Here is a 20,611-nt window from a genome sequence, read left to right on the forward strand (position 1 = left end):
CCGCTCAAGGCCTTTTCGGTGTAGCAGCAACGTCATAAATCAACGAGCTACTCACTACTAACTAAGGCTGCTCAGGGAGCGGCGGGCCGGAGAAAAATGCATATTTCCAAATTGACCCTGGTCAACTACCGGAATTTCAAGAACACGACCCTTCGGTTTCACAAGGGTGTGAACACCATCATCGGGGAAAACGGCTCAGGCAAGTCGAACATCCTGCGAGCGATCCGGCTTCTGCTCGACGACACGATGGTGCGTGCCGCCTACCGCTTAGAGGAATCAGATTTCAGCCGTTCGCTCGGACAGTGGCAAGGTCACTGGATCATCATCAGCATGGAGTTCGAGGAGATCAGTACCGACGAATCCGTGCAGGCGCTGTTCCTACACAGCACAGCTACGCTTTCAGATACGCCGCTCCGAAAGGCTACCTATAACCTCATCTTCCGGCCCAAGAAAGAGATCCGGCTGAAGCTGGCTGCCCTTGATATCTTTGACGAAGACAAGCTTGCTGAAATCCGCAGTGGGATCACAATCGACGACTATGAAACGATTTTCACAGGACGGAGCAACGCCGACTTCAGCGTCCCCGCCGTATACGAATCCATCGTCGGCGACTTCGGGTCGTGCGTCTTCAAATCGGAGACGGAATTTCCGGGAATAGGGGCGAAAGTGCCCGGGTTCCTCTCCGTTACGAAAGAGGTCTCGCTGACATTCATACAGGCGCTGCGCGACGTTGTAGCAGAGTTCCATAACAACCGAACGAACCCCTTGCTTACCCTGCTCAAGAGCAAAAGCGGGGAGATCAACCCCGAGACGATGCAGCCGATCACTCAGATGGTTCGCGATCTCAACACGTCCATCGAGGACCTTGAGGATGTGCAGTCGGTTCGCAACAATATCCGCGAAACCATCAAGGACGCTGCCGGTGAAACCTACTCACCTGCTTCACTATCGATTAAATCTGACTTGCCTGAGGAAGCTGAGAAACTTTTCCAGTCGCTACGGCTTTTCGTGGGCGAGTCAGAAGTAGGATACGAGGGGGCAATTCATGAGTTGAGCCTGGGTGGTGCCAACCTGATTTACCTGACACTCAAGCTTCTGGAGTTCAAGTACCAACGCGAAAAGCTTTCCATCGCTAACTTCCTCTTGATCGAGGAACCGGAAGCGCACATCCACACCCACATTCAGAAGACCCTGTTCGACCGCATCGCCTACAGCGACGCGCAGATCATCTACACCACACACTCCACTCACATCTCAGAGGTGAGTAATGTCAGCAGCGTCAACATTCTAGGACGCAACGGCTCATTTTGTGAGGCCTACCAGCCAGCTACGGGCCTTGAACCGTCCCAGGTCACGAGCATTCAGCGTTATCTCGATGCAGTGCGTAGCAATTTGCTCTTCGCCAAGAGCGTAATTCTTGTCGAAGGTGACGTGGAAGAAATTCTGATCCCGGTGCTCGTCAAGAAAGTGCTGGGCCTCAGCGTGGACGAGCTAGGGATCAGTGTCATTAACATCCGCAGCACGGGCTTCAAGAATGTAGCAGTCCTGTTCCACGACCTGCGAATCCGAAAGCGATGCGCCATCGTCACAGACCTCGATCAGGCCTTCTTCGGTATCACACCATTGCCCACCGATGACGATGCTACGAAAGCGAGAAAATCCAAAGCGGCCGGATCACAGAAATCAGGTCTGGAACGCCAGGCCGACCTAACTGGATTCATTGACGGGAACCAATGGCTTGCAACCTTCTATGCCAAACATACCTTTGAGGTCGACTTTGTCGCAGCGGGCAACCATGAAGCCGTTGCTCAGACCGTCCCGAAAGTCTACACGGATGAAAAGACGATCAAGCAAGCGAAGGAGTCTCTTCAATCCGGGCAGCTAGTGCGAATGGGTCGCCGAACGCTGACGATGGCCCAAAAGGAGGGCAAGGGATGGTTCGCTATCCTCCTCGCCGAGCATCTCACCCATCACGTACAGATCCCCACCTATATCCTGCAAGCCATTCATTTTGCGCATGGCCCATTCTCTCGCTCCTTGCTCACCAGAATTCTGCAACATCGCGCCGAATGCCGGTTCAGTCCCAAGCCTTTGCTGACTCCCCTGAAGAAAACTTTCCTACTTGAAGTGGAGCGTTTTGAACGAGAGGAAATCAGCCTGCAGACCCTCAAGGCAGCGGTCGATTTTATGCTGCGAGGAGACGCCATCAATGCGTTCCTAGCGGAGATGGCGTGATGTTCACTTGGGACTCACGAGAACTGAATTGTGAGCAAGCAGCAGCCGTGGTCGAACCGTCGAGCATCTTCCTTATCGCGTGCCCAGGCAGCGGCAAGACACGCACCCTGACGTACAAAATTGCCTATGAGCTGTCTCGCCGCGCAGACAAACGGATCGTTGTAGCCATTACCTATACCCATCGAGCCGCCGATGAGATTCAGGAGCGTATTGAAGACTTGGGCGTCGACACCTCCGGGCTGTGGATCGGCACAATTCACTCGTTCTGCCTGGAGTGGATCATTAAGCCCTACGGCATTTACTGCCCTGCGCTCGCGTATGGTTACTGTGTCATAGACACACATGATCGCGAACTCATGCTGGAGCGGCTATGCGCCCCTTATCGAAGCATCAGTCACTGGGATTGCGACTACTACATTAGCGAGACCGGGTACTACCTTGGATGCCAAGACAAACGCAAGCACGATGCGATTCACAAGGTTCTGGCTGCATACTTCGAAGAGCTTTCAGCCAGTCGACAGATCGATTTCGAACTGATTCTGTGGCACGCCCATACCCTGATACGGGACCAGCCGCATATCGCGATTCTGCTCTCGCAAGTTTTTTCCCATGTTCTGGTAGATGAGTACCAGGACACCAAGCAGATCCAGTACAGCCTTCTACTTACCATTCTGCGCGCAGGCCGCGGGCAAACGAAGACGTTTATTGTTGGCGATCCGAACCAGGCAATCTACGGATCGCTCGGCGGATATGCGATACCAGTGGCTGACTTCCGCGCCCAAGCCGGCATCCCGATCAAAGAAATGTCGCTCAGTCGTAATTACAGGTCTAGTAAGAGGATCATCGACTATTTCTCAAACTTCAACGTCCATGCGACGAGCATTAAGAGCGCGGGCGAGCATACAGTGTTTCCCAGCCTGGTGACCTACAACCAGGACGTCGCTCACACCGATGTGCACGATGAATTGGTCAGGTTGATCCAACTGAGTCTTGCCGCCGGCAATGCTCCCCAAAACATCTGCGTGCTCGCTCCATGGTGGATTTTGCTGGCGTCCACGACCCGTAAACTGGTGGCGATGCTGCCCGATCAGCAGTTCGATGGCCCAGGGCTCGTTCCTTTCAGCAACGATTCGGACAATTTCTGGTTCAAACTCTCCAAAATCTTACTGACAGAGTCTTCACCGAGACTGCTAGTTCGTCGAATGCGCTGGGCAAACGATGTGATCAAAGACCTCGGTGATTTCGGTGTGGACACCACGCGGCTTACGCAACGAAAGCTGCTAAGAGAGTGCAACGCACTCTTGATTGATGAGACGGATGGACTCGGGTACCTGAATCGAGCTTTTATCGATTTGTTTGAGCGACTCAGTTTATCGCCAGAGAACTTCCCACCGCTCACGGCGCATCGTGAGGCATTCTTTAACAGCTCGGCATCGAGAATCGAGAAACTCCAGAAAGCCGGAGCGAGCTACATCAATCAAGTGTCATTCTTCAAGAAGGTGTTTCGTGAGCGGACCGGCATAACAGTTTCCACTATTCATGGGGTCAAGGGCGCTGAGTTCGACGTTGTTATCGCATTCGGTCTGTTGGAGGGAATGGTGCCTCACTTCAATGAAGCGGACGGTCATGTTGCCGCGAGCAAGCTCCTTTATGTATTGAGCTCCCGCGCTCGAAAACATCTTCACTTGATCTCAGAAACAGGACGATCGAGAGGACGGTACGGGGTCTACACACCGACGGAGTCCCTCGCAGTTTGCCGCTTTAGTTATGACTCAGACTGAGATCACCTCCACCTATTGACTATTGAAAGCCAGCCAGTGCCATACTGGTGTTTATCAGAAATCGCCGTTCGCGATCGCTCGCAAGGTGTGAGCGGGGCAAAAATAGGGGAAAACTTCTGAGAGCATAGAGCTCAAATTCTGCGGGATCCATTAGGTGTTCCCATATGCCCTCAAGCGAGCTAGCGGTCGGAAAGGCGGTTCGGGGAAGATCGCCTTTTAAGTGCCGACTTGCTAGTTCGTCCACATCGCAGGAGACTTCGGGTCCTTATGCCTCAGCCGAGAATCTGCTTCGGTTAGCCTTTGCACGCACTACCCTTTTCGGCCCGACGTCCCAATTTTCATCCCCCAGCTCTCCAGTGAGATACGCACCTTGTGCTCCGGTGAAGTCTGTTTCAAAGATGTTGGCGTTTCGGAAGTCAGCGCCGTCTAAGTCGGCACCTACAAATTTTGCACCTCTCATGTACGAGCCACGGAAGTCAGCACCTGACAGATTTGCATAGCTGAAATCCGCCATCCAGAAATGTCCGCCAGGACGTGTGAGAGGGTCTGCGGTGACAGTGTAAAATTTCGCGTCACTGAAATTTGCGTGGTTGTACTTGACGACGTCCAATACCCAGTGCCAGTGAACAAGGCTGCCAGGAGCCTGAAGATGGCTAAAATCAGGCACCTTACGCCGCTTTAGCACCTGATCAATGCGTCCGAATAGCAAGCTGCTGAAATGGAAACCGGCGAAATCAACACCTCGTTTCTGAGCTGCCACAGCCAAAGGCACCTGATCGCGAAGGGACTCCACCAAAGCATCAAATTGCCGCAAATACCGGGCACGACGGAACGGATACCCATAAGGCTCACGCCAGAACCCCTTTGCTTCTGAATGCTGGACATAACGGGAGATCAGCTTCTCTTCGCGGACTGCCTCAACGAAGGTCGTACCATACTCCTCGGCAACGACGCGCAAGCATGTGTCGTGCGTTAGCTCCTCGGCTCTTCGAAAGCCTTGTTTCACAAGTCGAATCACTGCGTCTGGGCAGCCGTCACGAGCATCACGTAAAAGTCTCTCTGCATCAGACTTCAAAATCGAAAGTGAAGGTGTAGCTGGAGTGTTCATGACCAAACCTCAAATTATCAGCATGGAGCCCTAGAGGATGCTGACCATTGAGATGGCTTATAAAGAGGGGGGGGTAACACGACGGTGCAGGGGCTTCACCAAGCTAGGGCCGAACGCCTCCGTCAGTGGCGCGAGACATAATGATGAGAAATTACTGGGCTGCCGTCAAGACGCTGCCACATCACTTTCAGACTCGCATTCGGCCTGGCCTCCTGAATGCAAACGGCAACATCCGTTGTCACCGCTCGAAGACCGCTCAGCTTGAACCCAGCGCACTGCAAACGATTCGTGCAGTCACGTCAAAATTCTCCAGTGTGAGCACATCGATTGGCGAGCGCCCCTTCAGTCGCTCATGAGGCTCACAGACCGTCCGATAAAGCCTCCACGCATCGACATCCGGAAACCGCGCTAATGCAGCAAGTATCAACTTGTGCCGCAGTGGATCAAGTTGCCAATCGGGAATGCGCTGACCGCGATTCCCCAGGCTCAGGGACAGCAGGCGCCGAGCCTTGATATCGCGATTGATCTGATCTCGGGATTTGCCTGCCAGTTTGGCGAAGATAAGCAGTGGCAAATTACTCGCAGCTTCATAGATGGCTAGCATCTCGGCGCGCTGGCGTTGTATGTCGGATACTCGGGGTTCGCGCAGCTGTTCAGTCTGCATTGGAACAGGTAGGACAGGTGAATACTGAGCCGCGTTAAGGAGCGGTTCGTTGCTGACGGACATTTTGGAAGCTGGAACCGTCGTCGCTGGGAACCCCCCGCTGTACAGAACGGCGTTTGCGTTCGCGCTTTCCAACGAAGGTAACGAAGCTGCACCTTCTAAACGAATAGTAAGCGGAGAGCTAGCCGCTTTCAGCTGGCCTTGCCCCCAAAGATCCAGACGGTTCGCCCAATCCTGCATCATGGTCCGGCGCTGCTCCACGTATTCCGCGTGATTGTAGGCCGCACTCACCTTGTCCGGATCGGCATGAGAAAGCTGAGCATCCACCCAAACCTTCGGGTATCCGATCTCGTTCAACGCCGTCGAGATCGTCGCCCTCATCCCATGCCCGGTGAGTTGATCGGCGTACCCCATCCGACGCAACGCGCCATTCAGCGTGTTCTCGCTGATGCGTTTGCTCAGGTCACTTCGATGCGCAAACAAGTAGCGCTGTGCGGGGACAACCTGGTCCAGCAAGTGACGCACGATCTCCAGCGCCTGAACCGACAGCGGGACAATGTACGGCGGTACATTTTGGGTCTGCTTACCTGGCTTCCGCATCGCTAACTGGAGCTGCTTCACCACCTCCGCCGGTATGACCCACAAACGCTTCGCCAGATCGAACTGGTCGGGCGTCGCCAACCGCAGCTCGCCCGTGCGGACACCGGTCAGCAGCAACAACCGAAGGCCAAGCCGAGTTTGGTTGGCGCCACCGTATTTTCGAAGAGCAGCCATCAATGCCGGCAGCTCGTCCATGCGGAGAAACGGATTGTGCGTCACGGGGGGCTTGGGAAGTGCGACCACATCGAGGTCTGAAGCCGGGTTGTGTTCCAACCCCTCGATCTTCACCAGCGCATAGCGGAACAGTTGGTTGAACCAAGTCCGGCATTTTTCAGCTGTCGTTAAGGCCTTGCGCTGTTCGATCCTGCTCAGTAAATCCAGCAGATCGTGACGATTGATCTCGTAGATGGACCGCCCGCCCAGGGTGGGCAAGACGTCTTTATTGAAGATCCTCAATATCTGCGAGAGCGTGCTTTGACGCCCTTCCTTCAGGCTCAGCCTGCGGAACTCCACCCACTGATTGAACACGGCCTCGAAGGTGTGCTCCTTCGCAGCATGAACAGCAAGCCGCTGTTGTTTGCGATGCTCATAGGGATTGATGCCCTGGGCAACCAAGGTACGTGCTGCATCACGACGGGTACGGGCTTCTTTAAGCCCAATTTGGGGGTAACTACCGAGGGACATGCGCTTCTGCTTGCCTGCCCAGTAATAACGGAAGAGCCAGACTTTTCCGCCTCTGGCCGTCACATTGAGCGTGAGACCATCACTGTCGCCGAGGGTGTAGTCATTACCGGTGATTCGGGCATGCCGAACTGTCATTTCTGAGAGTGCCATCGCGAGCTCCTGAACAGAGTCAGGGCCAAATGCTCATCTCGCTACACAATCTGCTCCAGCATTAAACCGATTCGGTGCTCGTCAGAATCCTGGACTCAATTCTGGACTTAAACGCACCGGATAGTGCTGGATTTCAGTGGTTCCCGCTGGAACGAAAAAAGGGCCTGAAGGCCCTGATTTCAATCACTTACAGAATTCAGTGGAACTCTGCAGCGCAATATTTGGAGCGGGAAACGAGACTCGAACTCGCGACCCCGACCTTGGCAAGGTCGTGCTCTACCAACTGAGCTATTCCCGCGTCTTGGTGTGGCGCATTCTATAGATTCAAATTACGCCGTCAACCCCTTGATTCAAAAAAGTTTTATTTCGGCTCTACATCCGTCCGCAGATGCGGCCAGGCGGCGCGCAAGTATTGGACCATCGACCACAGCGTCAGCCCAGCGGAAACCAGCAACAGCGCATAGCCCAACAGCACCCAGAAGCTGAAGTCCGAAGGGTTGGCCAGCAGGATCACCAGCGCCAGCATCTGCGCGGCGGTTTTCCATTTGCCGAGGTTCGACACGGCGACCTGGGCGCGGGCGCCCAGCTCGGCCATCCACTCACGCAGCGCCGAGACGACGATTTCGCGGCCGATGATCACCGCCGCCGGCAAGGTGAGCCAGAGGTTGCCGTGTTCCTGTACCAGCAGCACCAAGGCCACCGCGACCATCAGCTTGTCGGCCACCGGGTCGAGGAACGCGCCGAACGGCGTGCTCTGCTCCAGGCGTCGAGCCAGGTAACCATCCAGCCAGTCCGTCGCGGCGGCGAAGGCAAAGACCGAGGCGGAGGCCATGTAGCTCCAGTGGTACGGCAAATAGAACAGCAAAATGAAGATCGGAATGAGCAGGACGCGTAGGACGGTAATCAGATTTGGGATATTCATCGGCACAACTGGCTGCGAGGTTGACGGGCATTCTACTCGCTGTGCAGGTTTGCATAAATCGACTCAGCGAGCTTTTTACTGATACCGGGTGCTTTGGCTATCTCCTCGATGCTGGCACGAGACAGTTCCTGCAATCCACCAAAATGTTTCAACAAGTCGCGGCGGCGCGTCGGGCCGACGCCTGCCACACCTTCCAGTGTAGACGTCCGGCGCGTCTTTCCACGGCGGGCACGGTGTCCGGTGATGGCAAAGCGGTGGGCTTCGTCGCGGATCTGCTGGATCAGGTGCAGCGCCGGCGAATCGCCCTTGAGGGTGAACTCATGGGCGGCGTCGTTCAGGTACAAGGTTTCGAAACCGGCCTTGCGCGTCGCGCCCTTGGCCACCCCCAGCAGGATCAGGTCGGGCACCATCAGTTCATTGAGCACATCGCGGGCCATGGACAACTGGCCCTTGCCGCCGTCGACAAGGAGGATGTCTGGCAACTTGCCCTCCCCGTCCTTGAGCTTGCCGAACCGGCGCATCAATGCCTGATGCATCGCCGCGTAGTCATCGCCGGGCGTGACGCCTTCGATGTTGTAACGGCGGTAATCGGACTTGATCGGGCCTTCCGGACCGAACACCACGCAGGACGCCACGGTTGCCTCACCACTGGAGTGGCTGATGTCGTAGCACTCCAGCCGCTGCGGCGGCTCGTCCAGGTTGAGGACATCGGCCAGGGCATCGAATCGCGCCGCCACGTGTTGACGGTTGGCCAGGCGCGCGCCCAGGGCCTGTTCGGCGTTGGTCACGGCCAGTTGCTGCCAACGGGCACGGGTGCCGCGAACGCGGTGGCTGATGGTCAGTTCACGACCGCGAAGCTTGTCGATGGCTTCGATCAGGGCCGGGAAATCCTCGTGGACCACGTTGACGATCAACTCGGCAGGCAAGTCGCGTTCCGGGCTGCTGATGTAGTACTGGCCCAGAAACGCCGCCATGACCTCGGCCACGTCCTCCTCGATACCCACTTGGGGAAAGAAGTTCTTGCTGCCCAGCACGCGCCCGCCGCGTACGCTGATCAAATGCACGCAAGCGCCGCCCGGGTTGATGAACGCGGCGATCACATCGACATCACCGCTGCCACCTTCCATGCTCTGCTGGTCCTGAACGCGGCGCAGCAGGCCAATCTGGTCACGCAGCTCGGCAGCCCGTTCGAACTCAAGGTTGACCGCCGCGTCTTCCATGGCTGCCGACAGTTCATCGGTCAGCGCATTGCTGCGGCCCTCCAGGAACATCACCGAGTGACGTACGTCTTCAGCGTAGACCTGCGGCTCGACAAACCCCACGCAAGGCGCCTTGCAGCGCTTGATCTGGTATTGCAGGCAGGGCCGGGTGCGATTCTTGTAGTAGCTGTCTTCACACTGGCGAACGAAAAAGGTCTTCTGCAGCAGGCTGAGGCTTTCACGAATCGCCCCGGCGCTGGGGTAAGGACCGAAATACCGACCCTTGGCCTTTTTGGCGCCCCGATGAATGCTCAGGCGCGGAAAGGCCCCGTCGGACAGAAACACGTAGGGGTAGGATTTGTCGTCGCGCAGCAGGATGTTGTACGGCGGGCGCCATTCCTTGATCAGCGTCTGCTCGAGCAGCAGCGCCTCGGTTTCATTGGCGGTGATCGTCGTTTCGATTTGCGCGATGCGCCCCACCAGGGCGCCAGTCTTCGGGGCGAGGCCGGTCTTGCGAAAGTAACTGGCCAGGCGTTTCTTGAGGTTCTTGGCCTTGCCGACATAAAGCAGGCGTGCGTCGGCGTCGAACATGCGGTACACGCCGGGGCGGCCGCTGCAAGTGGAGAGGAACGCACTTGGATCAAACAATTCAGTCATTTTCAGGCGCTGGCATCGACCATGCCGTGGCGCACCGCCAACAGTGTCAATTCGACGTCACTGCTGATCGAAAGCTTCTCGAAGATACGGTAGCGGTAAGTGTTGACGGTTTTTGGCGACAGGCACAGCTTGTCGGAGATGATCTGCACCTTCTGGCAACCGACAATCATCAGCGCAATCTGGATTTCCCGCTCCGACAGTGCATCGAAGGGAGAATCGTTGGTTGGCTGGAACGACTTGATCGCCAATTGCTGGGCGATTTGCGGGCTGATGTAGCGTTGCCCGGCAAAAACCAGACGAATGGCCTGGACCATCTCGTTCAACCCAGCACCCTTGGTGAGGTAACCCGCCGCGCCCGCCTGCAACAGCCGGGTGGGAAACGGATCCTCTTCACACACGGTCACCGCGACCACCTTGATGTCCGGGTGACTGCGCAGCAGCTTGCGCGTGGCCTCAAGGCCGCCGATGCCAGGCATCTTGACGTCCATCAACACCACGTCGGGCTTCAATTCGCGCGCCTTGATCAGGGATTCTTCCCCGGATTCAGCCTGGCCAACTACCTGCAGGCCGTCGATGTCAGCCAGCATTCGTGTAATGCCCGTACGGACGAGATCATGGTCATCGACCACTAACACCCTAATCAAGCAGACACCTCACGATTTGGTCTTATTTGGGTTGCACAACACCTTAGCAAAAAGCGTCCGGCAGACCTAGCGCAAAGGGACAGATAAAAGTTACAACGCATCTTTATTGGCATAACGTCCGAGGCTTCAAGCACCGGCGTCTCGCTGCATCCTCAGGAAACACTCATCCTCGCCCACGACACGCAGGCCCATGCGTTCGTACAACGCCCTGGCCGGATTATCCTTGAACACCGTCAGGCGCAGCGCCGGCCGACGCTCCAGGCCCACCAGATCCCAAACCTGTCCGATCGCCCAGGTACCGGCGCCCTGCCCACGAAACGCTTTATCAACCTGCAGTTCCCGGATGTACAACGCCCGGGCATCGCGGCTGAGGCTGACAAAGCCCAGTGCCTGGCCGGCACGACTGATTATCCAGTTCTGGCGAATAATCCAGGCCAAGTCGAACGCTTCGTCCTGCCAGAGCAAATCATGCTTGAGGTAATAGGCAAGCATGTTGTCGCAGGTCAGCTGCCGGGCGAAGTCGATGTCCCCAGCCGTTGCGGCACGCCACTCGAAACTCATGAACACCTCATCCAAGCACGGCCACCGGCACGACTTGCCCTACCCAACCGTTGACGTCGCGGCGGGCGATCACCAACAGCTCGCCCGTGCCGGGCGCTGCCGCGAGCAGCGAACCGTCTGGGCCCCAGATAGCACTGCGACCGGCAGACTCCCAGCCTCCGGTAGCGCCACCATGATTGGCCATCAGCACGGTCATGGCATGCTGCCGGGCATATCCTTGCAGCAATGTCGTATCGGGCACGTAGCCCCCCTCGGTGATCAACACCCCCGCCGCATATAGCGTAGCGCCCTGCCCGGCTGCCGCGGCAGCATGGCTGGCGTGGGAAAAATCGGCGCATACCGCCAGGGCGATGCAATCCTGCCCCATCGCCAGTATCGAGCCGCCATGCCCCGGGGCGAAGGCGACTTCTTCCCCAGGGTGCAGATGCTGCTTGCTGTACACCCCGAGGGAACCATCAGCGCCGAGGACCAACGCGCCGATCAACACCGGGGCGGCCGCCGACAGGCGAATCGGCAGGCCCACCACCGTCGTCAGGCCGAGCTCGCGGGCCAGGTCGCGCAGCGGTTGCAATACGCCATCCTCCGGCAGGATGGCCAGGTCCGCCGCCAAGCCACGTTCGTAGCCGGTGAGCGACAGCTCAGGAAACACGAGCAACTGCACGCCCTGTTCAGCGGCCGCCTGCATGAAATACTGATGGCGCACGAGGTTGGCACGAACGCCCCCCGCGATGGAGATCGACTGGGCGGCGGCGAAGGCTGGAGCGGTCATGGGTCATCCTTGGGAGGCGCTGCAAACCTGAAGTTTGTCATAAAGCCCAGCGGACTCAAGCCGGGGCGAACAATTGCATGCCCTCGATAGAATTTTCTGATTGAACCGGCGCACCGTCCTCAAGTAAGCTCAGGGCCATTCATCGGAGACAGACCATGTTCAACGCCCTCTCACCGCTTCAAACCGCCAGCGCCCCGAGCTCGGTTGCGGCTGCCTGGGCGAACAGCGTGCAAACTCCGGTCAGCTTTTATTTTGGGTATTGGTTTAGCCACTGGCGCGCCTGATACCCAACCGGCGCCCATTTTAAACGGGTCGCCTTCCAGAGTTTTCCAAACCCCCGGTCGGCCTCCCGACCGGGGGTTTTGTTTTTTCAGGCCCCACACATTTGCAACACCAGACAACTTGAGGATTGAGCCATGAACTACGCCACTTATTACCGTTACGACAGTTTTTCCGCCTGGCGATTTACCAGCCACCGCTCGGGACAGCCTGCCGCCTCCGATCGGTCACCTACCGGTGGCAAGCCTCAATTGCGGGCCAATCCGGCCAATTGTCGAACACCCCACTAGGACCGGCGCGCGGGAATGAACCCGCTGCCCGTCCAGGAAGCCAGATCATGAATTCGTCCGTCTCCGCTTTGCCGCTGTCCACGCTCAACCCTGCCAACGAAGCCCTGACCCTGCGTCTGCCGAGCTCGTTGCAACTCAAGCACCAATTGCCGCTCAGCACCGCGTTGAGCCATCAAGTGAGCGCCCATCGCCAGGCCATCCGCGCGATCCTCGACGGTGAGGACTCCCGCCTGCTGGTCATCGTCGGTCCCTGCTCGATCCACGACCCGAAATCCGCCCTCGAATACGCCGCCAACCTGGCTCGCGTGGCTCATGATGTGCGCGACAGCATGCTGCTGGTCATGCGCGCCTACGTGGAAAAGCCCCGCACGACCGTAGGCTGGAAAGGCCTGGCCTACGATCCTGGCCTGGATGGCAGCGACGACATGGCCGCCGGCCTGACCTTGTCCCGGGAACTGATGCGCGAGATATTGCAGCTTGGCTTGCCTGTCGCCACCGAACTGCTGCAACCCATGGCCGCCAGCTACTTCGACGACCTGCTCAGTTGGGTGGCCATTGGTGCGCGCACCACTGAATCGCAGATCCACCGGGAAATGGCCAGCGGCCTGGGCATGCCCGTGGGGTTCAAGAACGGCACCGACGGCGGGGTCGGCATTGCCTGCGACGCCATGCGCTCTGCCGCCCATCCCCACCGGCATTTCGGCGTGGACAGCCAGGGGCATCCGGCGATCATCCAGACCGCGGGCAACCCCGACACCCACCTGGTGCTGCGCGGCGGTCATCGCGGGCCGAACTACGACCAGCAGAGCGTCACGCAGATACACCATGACCTGACCCGCCTCAAGATACCGGCCCGGATCATGGTGGACTGCAGCCACGCCAACAGCGGCAAAGACCCGCTGCGCCAACCGCAGGTATTCAATGACGTGCTGGAGCAACGGCTGCAAGGAAACCGTTCCCTGATCGGCATGATGCTCGAAAGCCACCTGTTCGAAGGCTGCCAGCCGTTGGGCCCGTCGATGCGCTACGGCGTCTCGGTCACCGATGGTTGCCTGGGCTGGGGGTCTACCGAACAGCTGCTGCGCGAAGCCCATCGCAAGCTGCAATTGCCAGCCTGAGGTCCCGAACCCACCTTCCCCTGGAACCAGGGGGCGGCGTGGGCCCCTTTGTGGGAGCGAGCTTGCTCGCGATAGCGTCAGTTCAGCCAGCATTAATGTTGCCTGAAACACTGTCATCGCGAGCAAGCTCGCTCCCACCGAGGTTGTGCCGGGCTTCGCTTAGCCTGGCGCACTGGAACGAACCTGGACCGTCACCCACTCGGAACGCTGGCTGACGTCATCCAGGCGCTCAACCTGATAGAACACGCCCACCGACCTGTCACCTTGATCCTGCCAATACGCCGCAGGAATCACAAAAACGAGCGGTTGGCCTGCCGTGGCCTCGGTGATTTCGCGTTCACGGACATAAGACGAGTTCCCGTTACACTGCAACCAGACCAGCTCGCCCGCCTCAAGCCCGGGATCATCGATGACAATCGTCACCCCCTCTTGCAAATCGTCGACATTCAGCCACCCGTCGTTCATCTCCCGAATCCTGGGCGCCTTCAACGCAGGACGCTGTAGCGGACCGATGCGCAATGACAAGGGCTCGGCGCGGCGCACCGAATGTCCACGCCTGACGACATAGGCCAAGGCCAGGTTGTGTCCCACATGGGGAGCAATCAGCGAATGATCGATCCAGAGCGACACCTCACGACCAACCGCATGGGTTTCTATTTCCAGCACATCGCGCCAAAGCGCGTTGGAACCCTTGCTGGCCGTCAAGATCAACCGATCGCCAACCGCCATCCTGGCGTAGGGCCGAATGGTCAGCCACGTTCCGTCGGGCACCCGACTCGGATCAAGGCTGCCTCCGACCGCGTCGTTGGCAACGGCAGGCAGCAGTTGCGGTGATACATCGCCGATATCCAGTTGCAGGTGTTGCGAAACCAGGGTGGCCGGCAACTGTTTGCCCGTCACCTGGTAGGAAAGCTCCAGCGAGCCACCGTCCAACTCGGCAATATGCGGTTCGCGCACGACGAACACGACGTCTCGCCCTACTTGCCGCTCCGTGACGAACCCGACCACTTCATGTCGGTAAGACTCACCCTCGTTGTTGAGCCCATGCCAACGCAGCAGCACCTCATCCCCGCACGTCATCAGTGGATAAGGTTTGATGGTAACGACGGCCTTGCGCCAAGCGGGGTCGATCACCCCGTCCCGGGCCGCTGCCAGGATCGGTGGCGGCAGCCTTGTCCCTGAAGTTGAACGGGATCGTTGAAGAGAGGGGTAAGTGATCATGTACAGGCTCCAGTCCTTGGATGAAGGCACCGTTTGCATAACGGCGCTCGATGGGGCCATTAAAACCTGCTCGCGGCAAACCCACAGCCAGACAAGACAACAACGGCGGTGGTCCCTGGCGTTCAAAGCTGTAGCTGCAAACGACTCGGGTTATAGGAGAGCTCCTACACATGTAGCCACCGTCGGGGGATTTCCCATTCTTCCCACTTTTTCTATTCCGGTTTCCCCGGTTCAGCGCGGTTTTTTCCTACACCGTCCATTACGGGTCTGGATTAGAGTGAGGTCGCAAATTCACCGTGAACCTCTTCGAAAAAGGTACGAACATGCAACGGAATGCAACCACTCAATTTCCCATCCTGTTGGTCCATGGGTTGTTCGGGTTTGACAGGATCGGCGGTTTCGAACTTTTCCATGGCATCAAACAAGCCCTGCGCGCAGGCGGTGCCCGGGTGTTCATCCCGTACCTGTCGGCCACCCATTGCAACGAGGCCAGAGGCGAACAACTATTGGCGCAAATCGATCGGGTCCTGGCCGGCACCGGTGCGGCCCGGGTCAACCTGATCGGCCACAGCCAGGGTGCGCTGGCCGTTCGATATGCTGCCGCGCTGGCACCCGACAAAGTTGCCTCGGTCACGTCGGTCAGCGGCCCCAACCATGGTTCCGAACTGGCCGACTTCCTGCGCAAGGCCCTTACCCCCGGACGGTTGCCAGGGCATGTGGCACGAGACGTCGCCACGCTGTTCGCCGATTTCATCTCGCTGCTTGACGGGCAGGCGCAGCTATCGCCCACCGCCGTCGCCGCGCTGGCGACGTTGACCACTGAGGGCGTGGGCGCCTTCAACGACAAATACCCCCAGGGCCTGCCGAAGCACTGGGGTGGGAACGGCCCGGACCGAGTCAATGGCGTGCGCTACTACTCATGGAGCGGTACGTTGCCCGAGGCTACAGGGGAAGCATCGGAGCCTTTGCAGGGTTTCTGCCGCGCCTTTTCCGACTACTTCATCACCGAAGCCGAGCAGAACGACGGCCTGGTCGGACGCTTCAGTTCGCACCTGGGCAAGGTCATTCGCTCCGACTATCCAATGGACCATATGGAGGCCATCAATCCAGGAGTCGGCACATTATGCAAGGGTACAGACCCCACAGAGCTTTACCTGCGCCACGCCGAGCGCCTGCGCAAAGCCGGCCTTTGATCGCCGGCCCCAAGGTTTTGACGCAATTTTGACAACAACCCGTCAATGAATCCGGTAGGCTCAACACCTTTAAATACAGCGAAAGGAATTTCCCTCATGGCCAAAGCCACTGCCCGCCACATCCTGGTTTCCACCGAAGACAAGTGCAACGAACTCAAGGCCCAGATCGAAGCCGGCGCCGATTTTGCCGAAGTTGCCAAGGCCAACTCCTCCTGCCCATCCAGCCGTCAGGGTGGCGACCTGGGTTCGTTCGGCCCGGGCCAGATGGTCAAGGAATTCGATACCGTGGTGTTCAGCGCCCCGATCAATGTGGTCCAGGGTCCGGTCAAGACTCAGTTCGGTTACCACCTGCTGGAAGTGACCAGCCGTCAGGACTGATGGCTCCTTGTGGGAGCAAGGCTTGCCCGCGATGAACGATAACGCGGTTTAGCTGTTGGACCGCGGCGCGGCCATCGCGGGCAAGCCTTGCTCCCACAGGCCTTGCCCCCACAGATAAATCCCTTCGCCATAAGGACTGGCGATCCACGCGCCGCTCGCGTACAAATCGTGTCATCGATCACCCGGCTTTAAGGCTGACAATGCGACTGGCGTTCCCTTCCCTGCTATTGACTGCCGTGGTCCTGCTGACAGGCGCCGTCGGCGTCGATGCAGCACCGCAACATGCCCTGACCGTCTATGGCGAACCGGCCAAATATGCCGAAGGCTTCGGCCACTTCGCCTACACCAATCCCCAGGCCCCCAAAGGCGGGACCCTGCGCCGCTCGGCCGTCGAGATCGGCCACTTCGACCACATCCTGCCCTACATCGACAAAGGCATCGGCGTCAGCCAGATCGACGGGATGCTGTATTCGCCCCTGGCCCAGCGCTCGCTGGATGAACCCTATACCGTCTATGGCCTGGTAGCGCAGAAGATGGAGCGGGCCGACGATGGCCTGTCCCTGCGCTTCTACCTGAACCCCAAGGCGCGCTTCGCCGATGGCAAGCCCATTACCGCCGAGGACGTGCGCTACAGCTTCGAGCTGTTGATGACCCAGGGCAGCCTGCGCTATCGCACCCAGTTCGCGGCGGTCAAGGACGTCGTGGTCGAGGACGAGCGCACCGTGCGCTTCAACTTCAAGAACAATGAAAGCCGCACCCTGCCCCTGGACATCGCCACCTTGCCGGTCCTTCCCGAACATTGGTGGAAGACCCGCGATTTCGCCAACGGCGGTGGCTACGAGGCGCCACTGGGCAGCGGTCCATATAGGGTGAGCAAGGTCGATTCCGGGCGCAGCATTACCTTCGAGCGCAATGCCGATTGGTGGGGCAAGGACCTGCCAGTCAGTCGCGGCCTCTACAACTTCGACCACTTCAGCATCGAGTATTTTGGCGACACCGATGTGGCCCGCCAGGTGCTGCGCGGCGGCGCCTATGACTACAATCGCGAGTTCTCCGCCACCGGCTATGCCATCGGCTATGACAGCCCGGCCCTGCACGACGGTCGCCTGCAAAAGGCCCACCTGGCCACCGAGGCTCCCCAGACCGCCCAGGGTTTCGTCTTCAACCTGCAGAAACCGCAGTTCCAGGATCGTCGTGTGCGCCAGGCCCTGGCGATGCTCTGGGATTTCGAATGGAGCAATCGCCAGATGATGCGCAATGTCTATGTGCGTCAGCAGAGTTACTTTTCCAACACTGAACTCGCCGCTCGAGAACTGCCCGATACCGGCGAACGGGCGATCCTCGAGCCGTTGCGCGGACAGATTCCCGACGAAGTCTTCACTCAAGTCTTCCAGGCTCCGAAAACCGACGGCAGTGGCGTGATCCGCGACAAACAACTGCAAGCCCTGGCGTTGCTGGAACAGGCCGGCTGGAAACCGGACGGCGACCGCCTGGTGAATGCCGAGGGCGAGCCGCTGAGCTTCACGTTCCTGAACAGCCAGAACGGTATGGATCGCCTGTTGCTGCCCTACAAGCGCACCCTGGCGCAGATTGGCATCGACATGAGCATCCGGCGCATCGACGCGTCCCAATACGTCAATCGCCTGATGAGCCGTGACTACGACATGATCATCACCGGCTACCCGGTCAGCACCTCGCCGGGTCTGGAACTCTACAACTACTTTGGCTCGGCGGCGGCCAACGACCCGGGGGCCAACAACTACATGGCCCTGCAGAACCCGGCGGTGGATGCCCTGATCGACGGCCTGGTCAAGGCCACGACCAAAGCCGACATGCTCCACCACGCCCGTGCACTGGACCGGGTGCTGCAATGGAATTACTACTGGATCCCCAACTATTACCCGCCGGGCAGCTCGACCGTGTGGTGGAACCGCTTCGGCATCCCGAAGGTACAGGCCAGCAATGACGAAGCCATCGAGAGCTGGTGGGAAGTGAGCAGCACACCGTTGACCAACGAGCAGATGCGTGCCGAACTCATCAGGCGCGGCACACCCGGAGGGCGGCATTGATGTGGGCTTATATCGCAAGACGCCTGCTGCTGATCATTCCGACCCTGGTGATCATCCTGCTGGTGAACTTCGTCATCGTACAGGCCGCGCCGGGCGGGCCGGTGGAACAGGCCATCGCTCACCTGCAAGGCATCGGCGGCGCCAGCATTGGCAGTTCGGGCAACACCATGACCGGCAGTTCCCGCGCCAGCCGGGGGCTCGATCCACAGTTGATCAAGGACATCGAGAAACAATACGGCTTCGACAAACCGGCCCACGAACGCCTGTGGCTGATGCTCAGCAGCTACGCTCGCCTGGACTTCGGCAAGAGCTTCTTCCGCGGTGCCACGGTCACCGACCTGATCCTGGAAAAAATGCCGGTGACCATTTCCCTCGGTCTCTGGGCGACGCTGCTCACCTACCTGGTGTCGATTCCCCTGGGCATTCGCAAGGCCGTGCGTCACGGTTCCGCGTTCGATGTGTGGAGCAGCACGGCGATCATCATTGGCTATGCCATGCCGGCGTTCCTCTTCGCGATGTTCCTGATCGTGGTGTTCGCCGGCGGCACCTCGCTGAACTGGTTTCCGGTGCGCGGGCTGGTATCGGACAACTTCGAGTCGTTGTCGACGCTGGGCAAGATCGCCGATTACTTCTGGCACCTGGTGCTGCCGGTCACGTCGCTGGTGATCGGTGGCTTCGCCACCCTGACGATCCTGACCAAGAACTCGTTCCTCAATGAAATCACCCGCCAGTACGTGGTCACCGCGCGGGCCAAGGGCATGAGCGAACGCCGGGTGCTGTACGGCCACGTGTTCCGCAACGCGATGCTGCTGGTGGTATCGGGTATTCCCCAGGCGTTCATCAGCGTGTTCTTCGCCGGTTCCTTGCTGATCGAGGTGATTTTTTCCCTCGACGGCCTGGGACGCATGAGCTACGAGGCCGCGGTGTCCCGGGATTATCCGGTGGTGTTCGGTTCGCTGTTCATCTTCACGTTGTTCGGTCTGCTGATCAAACTCATCGGCGACCTCTGCTACACCCTGGTGGACCCGCGCATCGACTTCGCCGCGAGGAACGCCTGATGTTCAAGTTTTCCCCCTTGGGCCGTCGGCGCTTCGAACGCTTCAAGAAAAACCGTCGGGGCTGGTGGTCGCTGTGGCTGTTCATCGGCCTGTTCATCCTGAGCCTGGGCGGCGAGTTGATCGCCAATGACAAGCCGCTGGTGGTCAGTTACCAGGGCTCGCTGTATTTCCCGGTGTTCAAGCGCCATACCGAACAGGAATTCGGTGGCCAACTGCCGTTCCAGGCCGACTACCGCAGCAGCTACGTGCAGAACCTGATCCACAAGGACGGCGGCTGGCTGTGGTTTCCACCGATTCCGTTCAGCGACGACACGCCCAACTACGACCTCAACCAGCCGGCCCCGAGCCCTCCCACATCGGTGAACTGGCTGGGCACCGATGACCAGTCCCGGGACGTGCTGGCCCGGGTGATCTTCGGCGCGCGAGTGTCGATCCTGTTCGCCCTGGCCCTGACCGCCATCAGCGCGCTGATCGGCATCGCCGCCGGTGCATTGCAGGGCTATTACGGTGGCTGGGTGGATTTGCTCGGGCAACGCTTGCTGGAAGTCTGGTCCGGGCTGCCGGTGCTCTACTTGCTGATCATCCTGTCCGGCTTCGTGGAGCCGAACTTCTGGTGGCTGCTGGGGATCATGGCGCTGTTTTCCTGGCTGGCCCTGGTGGACGTGGTCCGCGCCGAGTTCCTGCGCGGGCGCAACCTGGAATACGTGAAGGCCGCCCGAGCCCTGGGTTTGTCGGACCGCAAGGTGATTGTGCGGCATATCCTGCCCAACGCGATGAACGCCACCCTGAGCTACCTGCCCTTCATCCTCACCGGGGCAATCTCCACCCTCACCGCCCTGGACTTCCTCGGTTTCGGCATGCCGGCCGGCAGCGCGTCGCTGGGCGAATTGATTGCCCAGGGCAAGCAGAACCTGCAAGCGCCGTGGCTGGGGCTCACGGCGTTTTTCACCCTGGCGCTGATTCTTTCTCTACTGGTGTTTATCGGCGAAGCGTTGCGAGACGCGTTCGACCCACGATCATGAAACGGCCAT

General features: G+C 58.9%; 17 protein-coding genes and 1 tRNA gene. 9 read left to right on the plus strand and 9 right to left on the minus strand.

All coding sequences use genetic code 11. The features are described 5' to 3' along the window. The first annotated feature begins 96 nt into the window (after positions 1-96). Both F7R20_RS03520 and F7R20_RS03525 read left to right on the plus strand, forming a co-directional pair. Positions 97-2,235: an AAA family ATPase gene (locus F7R20_RS03520; protein WP_081352427.1), complete on the plus strand. Its 2,139-nt coding sequence runs from the start codon at positions 97-99 to the stop codon at positions 2,233-2,235. Further along, the gene (locus F7R20_RS03525; RefSeq protein ID WP_081352426.1) at positions 2,235-4,016 is read left to right on the plus strand and encodes a UvrD-helicase domain-containing protein; all 1,782 of its coding nucleotides are present in this window, start codon (positions 2,235-2,237) and stop codon (positions 4,014-4,016) included. Before F7R20_RS03520 ends, F7R20_RS03525 begins: the two co-directional genes overlap by 1 nt. Before the next feature lie 265 nt (positions 4,017-4,281). On the opposite strand, the gene F7R20_RS03530 is transcribed toward F7R20_RS03525, so the two are convergent. The 8 genes from F7R20_RS03530 to F7R20_RS03565 all read right to left on the minus strand — a co-directional run bounded on the left by F7R20_RS03530 (position 4,282) and on the right by F7R20_RS03565 (position 11,974). Continuing rightward, positions 4,282-5,124, minus strand: a complete 843-nt coding sequence (locus F7R20_RS03530; RefSeq protein ID WP_081352425.1) for a pentapeptide repeat-containing protein — start codon at positions 5,122-5,124, stop codon at positions 4,282-4,284. A gap of 256 nt (positions 5,125-5,380) precedes the next feature. Next, the gene (locus F7R20_RS03535; protein ID WP_081352424.1) at positions 5,381-7,222 is read right to left on the minus strand and encodes a tyrosine-type recombinase/integrase; all 1,842 of its coding nucleotides are present in this window, start codon (positions 7,220-7,222) and stop codon (positions 5,381-5,383) included. Between the two features lie 222 nt (positions 7,223-7,444). Next, positions 7,445-7,520 (minus strand) — tRNA-Gly (locus tag F7R20_RS03540). A 63-nt stretch (positions 7,521-7,583) separates the two neighbouring features. Continuing rightward, positions 7,584-8,144: a CDP-diacylglycerol--glycerol-3-phosphate 3-phosphatidyltransferase gene (gene pgsA / locus F7R20_RS03545; protein ID WP_003200282.1), complete on the minus strand. Its 561-nt coding sequence runs from the start codon at positions 8,142-8,144 to the stop codon at positions 7,584-7,586. Between the two features lie 32 nt (positions 8,145-8,176). Beyond that, positions 8,177-10,000 (minus strand): excinuclease ABC subunit UvrC, encoded by a 1,824-nt coding sequence (gene uvrC, locus F7R20_RS03550; protein WP_003200279.1) that lies wholly within the window; start codon positions 9,998-10,000, stop codon positions 8,177-8,179. A 2-nt stretch (positions 10,001-10,002) separates the two neighbouring features. After that, on the minus strand, positions 10,003-10,644 hold the full coding sequence (gene gacA / locus F7R20_RS03555) for a response regulator transcription factor GacA (RefSeq protein WP_003200277.1): 642 nt from the start codon (positions 10,642-10,644) through the stop codon (positions 10,003-10,005). Between the two features lie 126 nt (positions 10,645-10,770). Continuing rightward, positions 10,771-11,205 (minus strand): GNAT family N-acetyltransferase, encoded by a 435-nt coding sequence (locus F7R20_RS03560; protein ID WP_003200274.1) that lies wholly within the window; start codon positions 11,203-11,205, stop codon positions 10,771-10,773. A 7-nt stretch (positions 11,206-11,212) separates the two neighbouring features. After that, on the minus strand, positions 11,213-11,974 hold the full coding sequence (locus F7R20_RS03565) for a carbon-nitrogen hydrolase family protein (RefSeq protein ID WP_003200272.1): 762 nt from the start codon (positions 11,972-11,974) through the stop codon (positions 11,213-11,215). 416 nt (positions 11,975-12,390) lie between these two features. Here F7R20_RS03565 and F7R20_RS31575 point away from each other — a divergent pair, with 416 nt between their 5' ends. After that, a complete protein-coding gene (locus F7R20_RS31575) occupies positions 12,391-12,543 on the plus strand; it encodes a hypothetical protein (protein ID WP_003200270.1) in 153 nt (50 codons plus the stop codon). A 47-nt stretch (positions 12,544-12,590) separates the two neighbouring features. Beyond that, positions 12,591-13,661, plus strand: coding sequence for a 3-deoxy-7-phosphoheptulonate synthase (locus F7R20_RS03570; protein WP_042956675.1), 1,071 nt, complete (start codon positions 12,591-12,593; stop codon positions 13,659-13,661). A 159-nt stretch (positions 13,662-13,820) separates the two neighbouring features. Here the strand turns inward: F7R20_RS03570 and F7R20_RS03575 are convergent, their stop codons facing one another. After that, complete coding sequence (locus tag F7R20_RS03575; RefSeq protein ID WP_069971609.1) at positions 13,821-14,882, minus strand: hypothetical protein; 1,062 nt, start codon at positions 14,880-14,882, stop codon at positions 13,821-13,823. A gap of 323 nt (positions 14,883-15,205) precedes the next feature. On the opposite strand from F7R20_RS03575, the gene F7R20_RS03580 reads away from it, so the two are divergent. From F7R20_RS03580 to F7R20_RS03600, 5 genes are all read left to right on the plus strand, one after another. Further along, positions 15,206-16,075 (plus strand): esterase/lipase family protein, encoded by an 870-nt coding sequence (locus F7R20_RS03580; protein WP_003200264.1) that lies wholly within the window; start codon positions 15,206-15,208, stop codon positions 16,073-16,075. A gap of 96 nt (positions 16,076-16,171) precedes the next feature. Next, a complete protein-coding gene (locus F7R20_RS03585) occupies positions 16,172-16,453 on the plus strand; it encodes a peptidylprolyl isomerase (protein ID WP_003200262.1) in 282 nt (93 codons plus the stop codon). Between the two features lie 200 nt (positions 16,454-16,653). After that, positions 16,654-18,522, plus strand: coding sequence for an extracellular solute-binding protein (locus tag F7R20_RS03590; RefSeq protein ID WP_003200260.1), 1,869 nt, complete (start codon positions 16,654-16,656; stop codon positions 18,520-18,522). Beyond that, positions 18,522-19,580 (plus strand): microcin C ABC transporter permease YejB, encoded by a 1,059-nt coding sequence (locus F7R20_RS03595; RefSeq protein ID WP_003200258.1) that lies wholly within the window; start codon positions 18,522-18,524, stop codon positions 19,578-19,580. The genes F7R20_RS03590 and F7R20_RS03595 overlap by 1 nt, the downstream gene beginning before the upstream one ends. Beyond that, positions 19,580-20,602, plus strand: a complete 1,023-nt coding sequence (locus F7R20_RS03600; protein WP_003200255.1) for an ABC transporter permease — start codon at positions 19,580-19,582, stop codon at positions 20,600-20,602. The genes F7R20_RS03595 and F7R20_RS03600 overlap by 1 nt, the downstream gene beginning before the upstream one ends. Positions 20,603-20,611 lie beyond the last annotated feature (9 nt).

Source organism: Pseudomonas brassicacearum subsp. brassicacearum, assembly GCF_008801605.1.
GTDB classification, from domain to species: Bacteria; Pseudomonadota; Gammaproteobacteria; order Pseudomonadales; family Pseudomonadaceae; genus Aquipseudomonas; species Aquipseudomonas brassicacearum.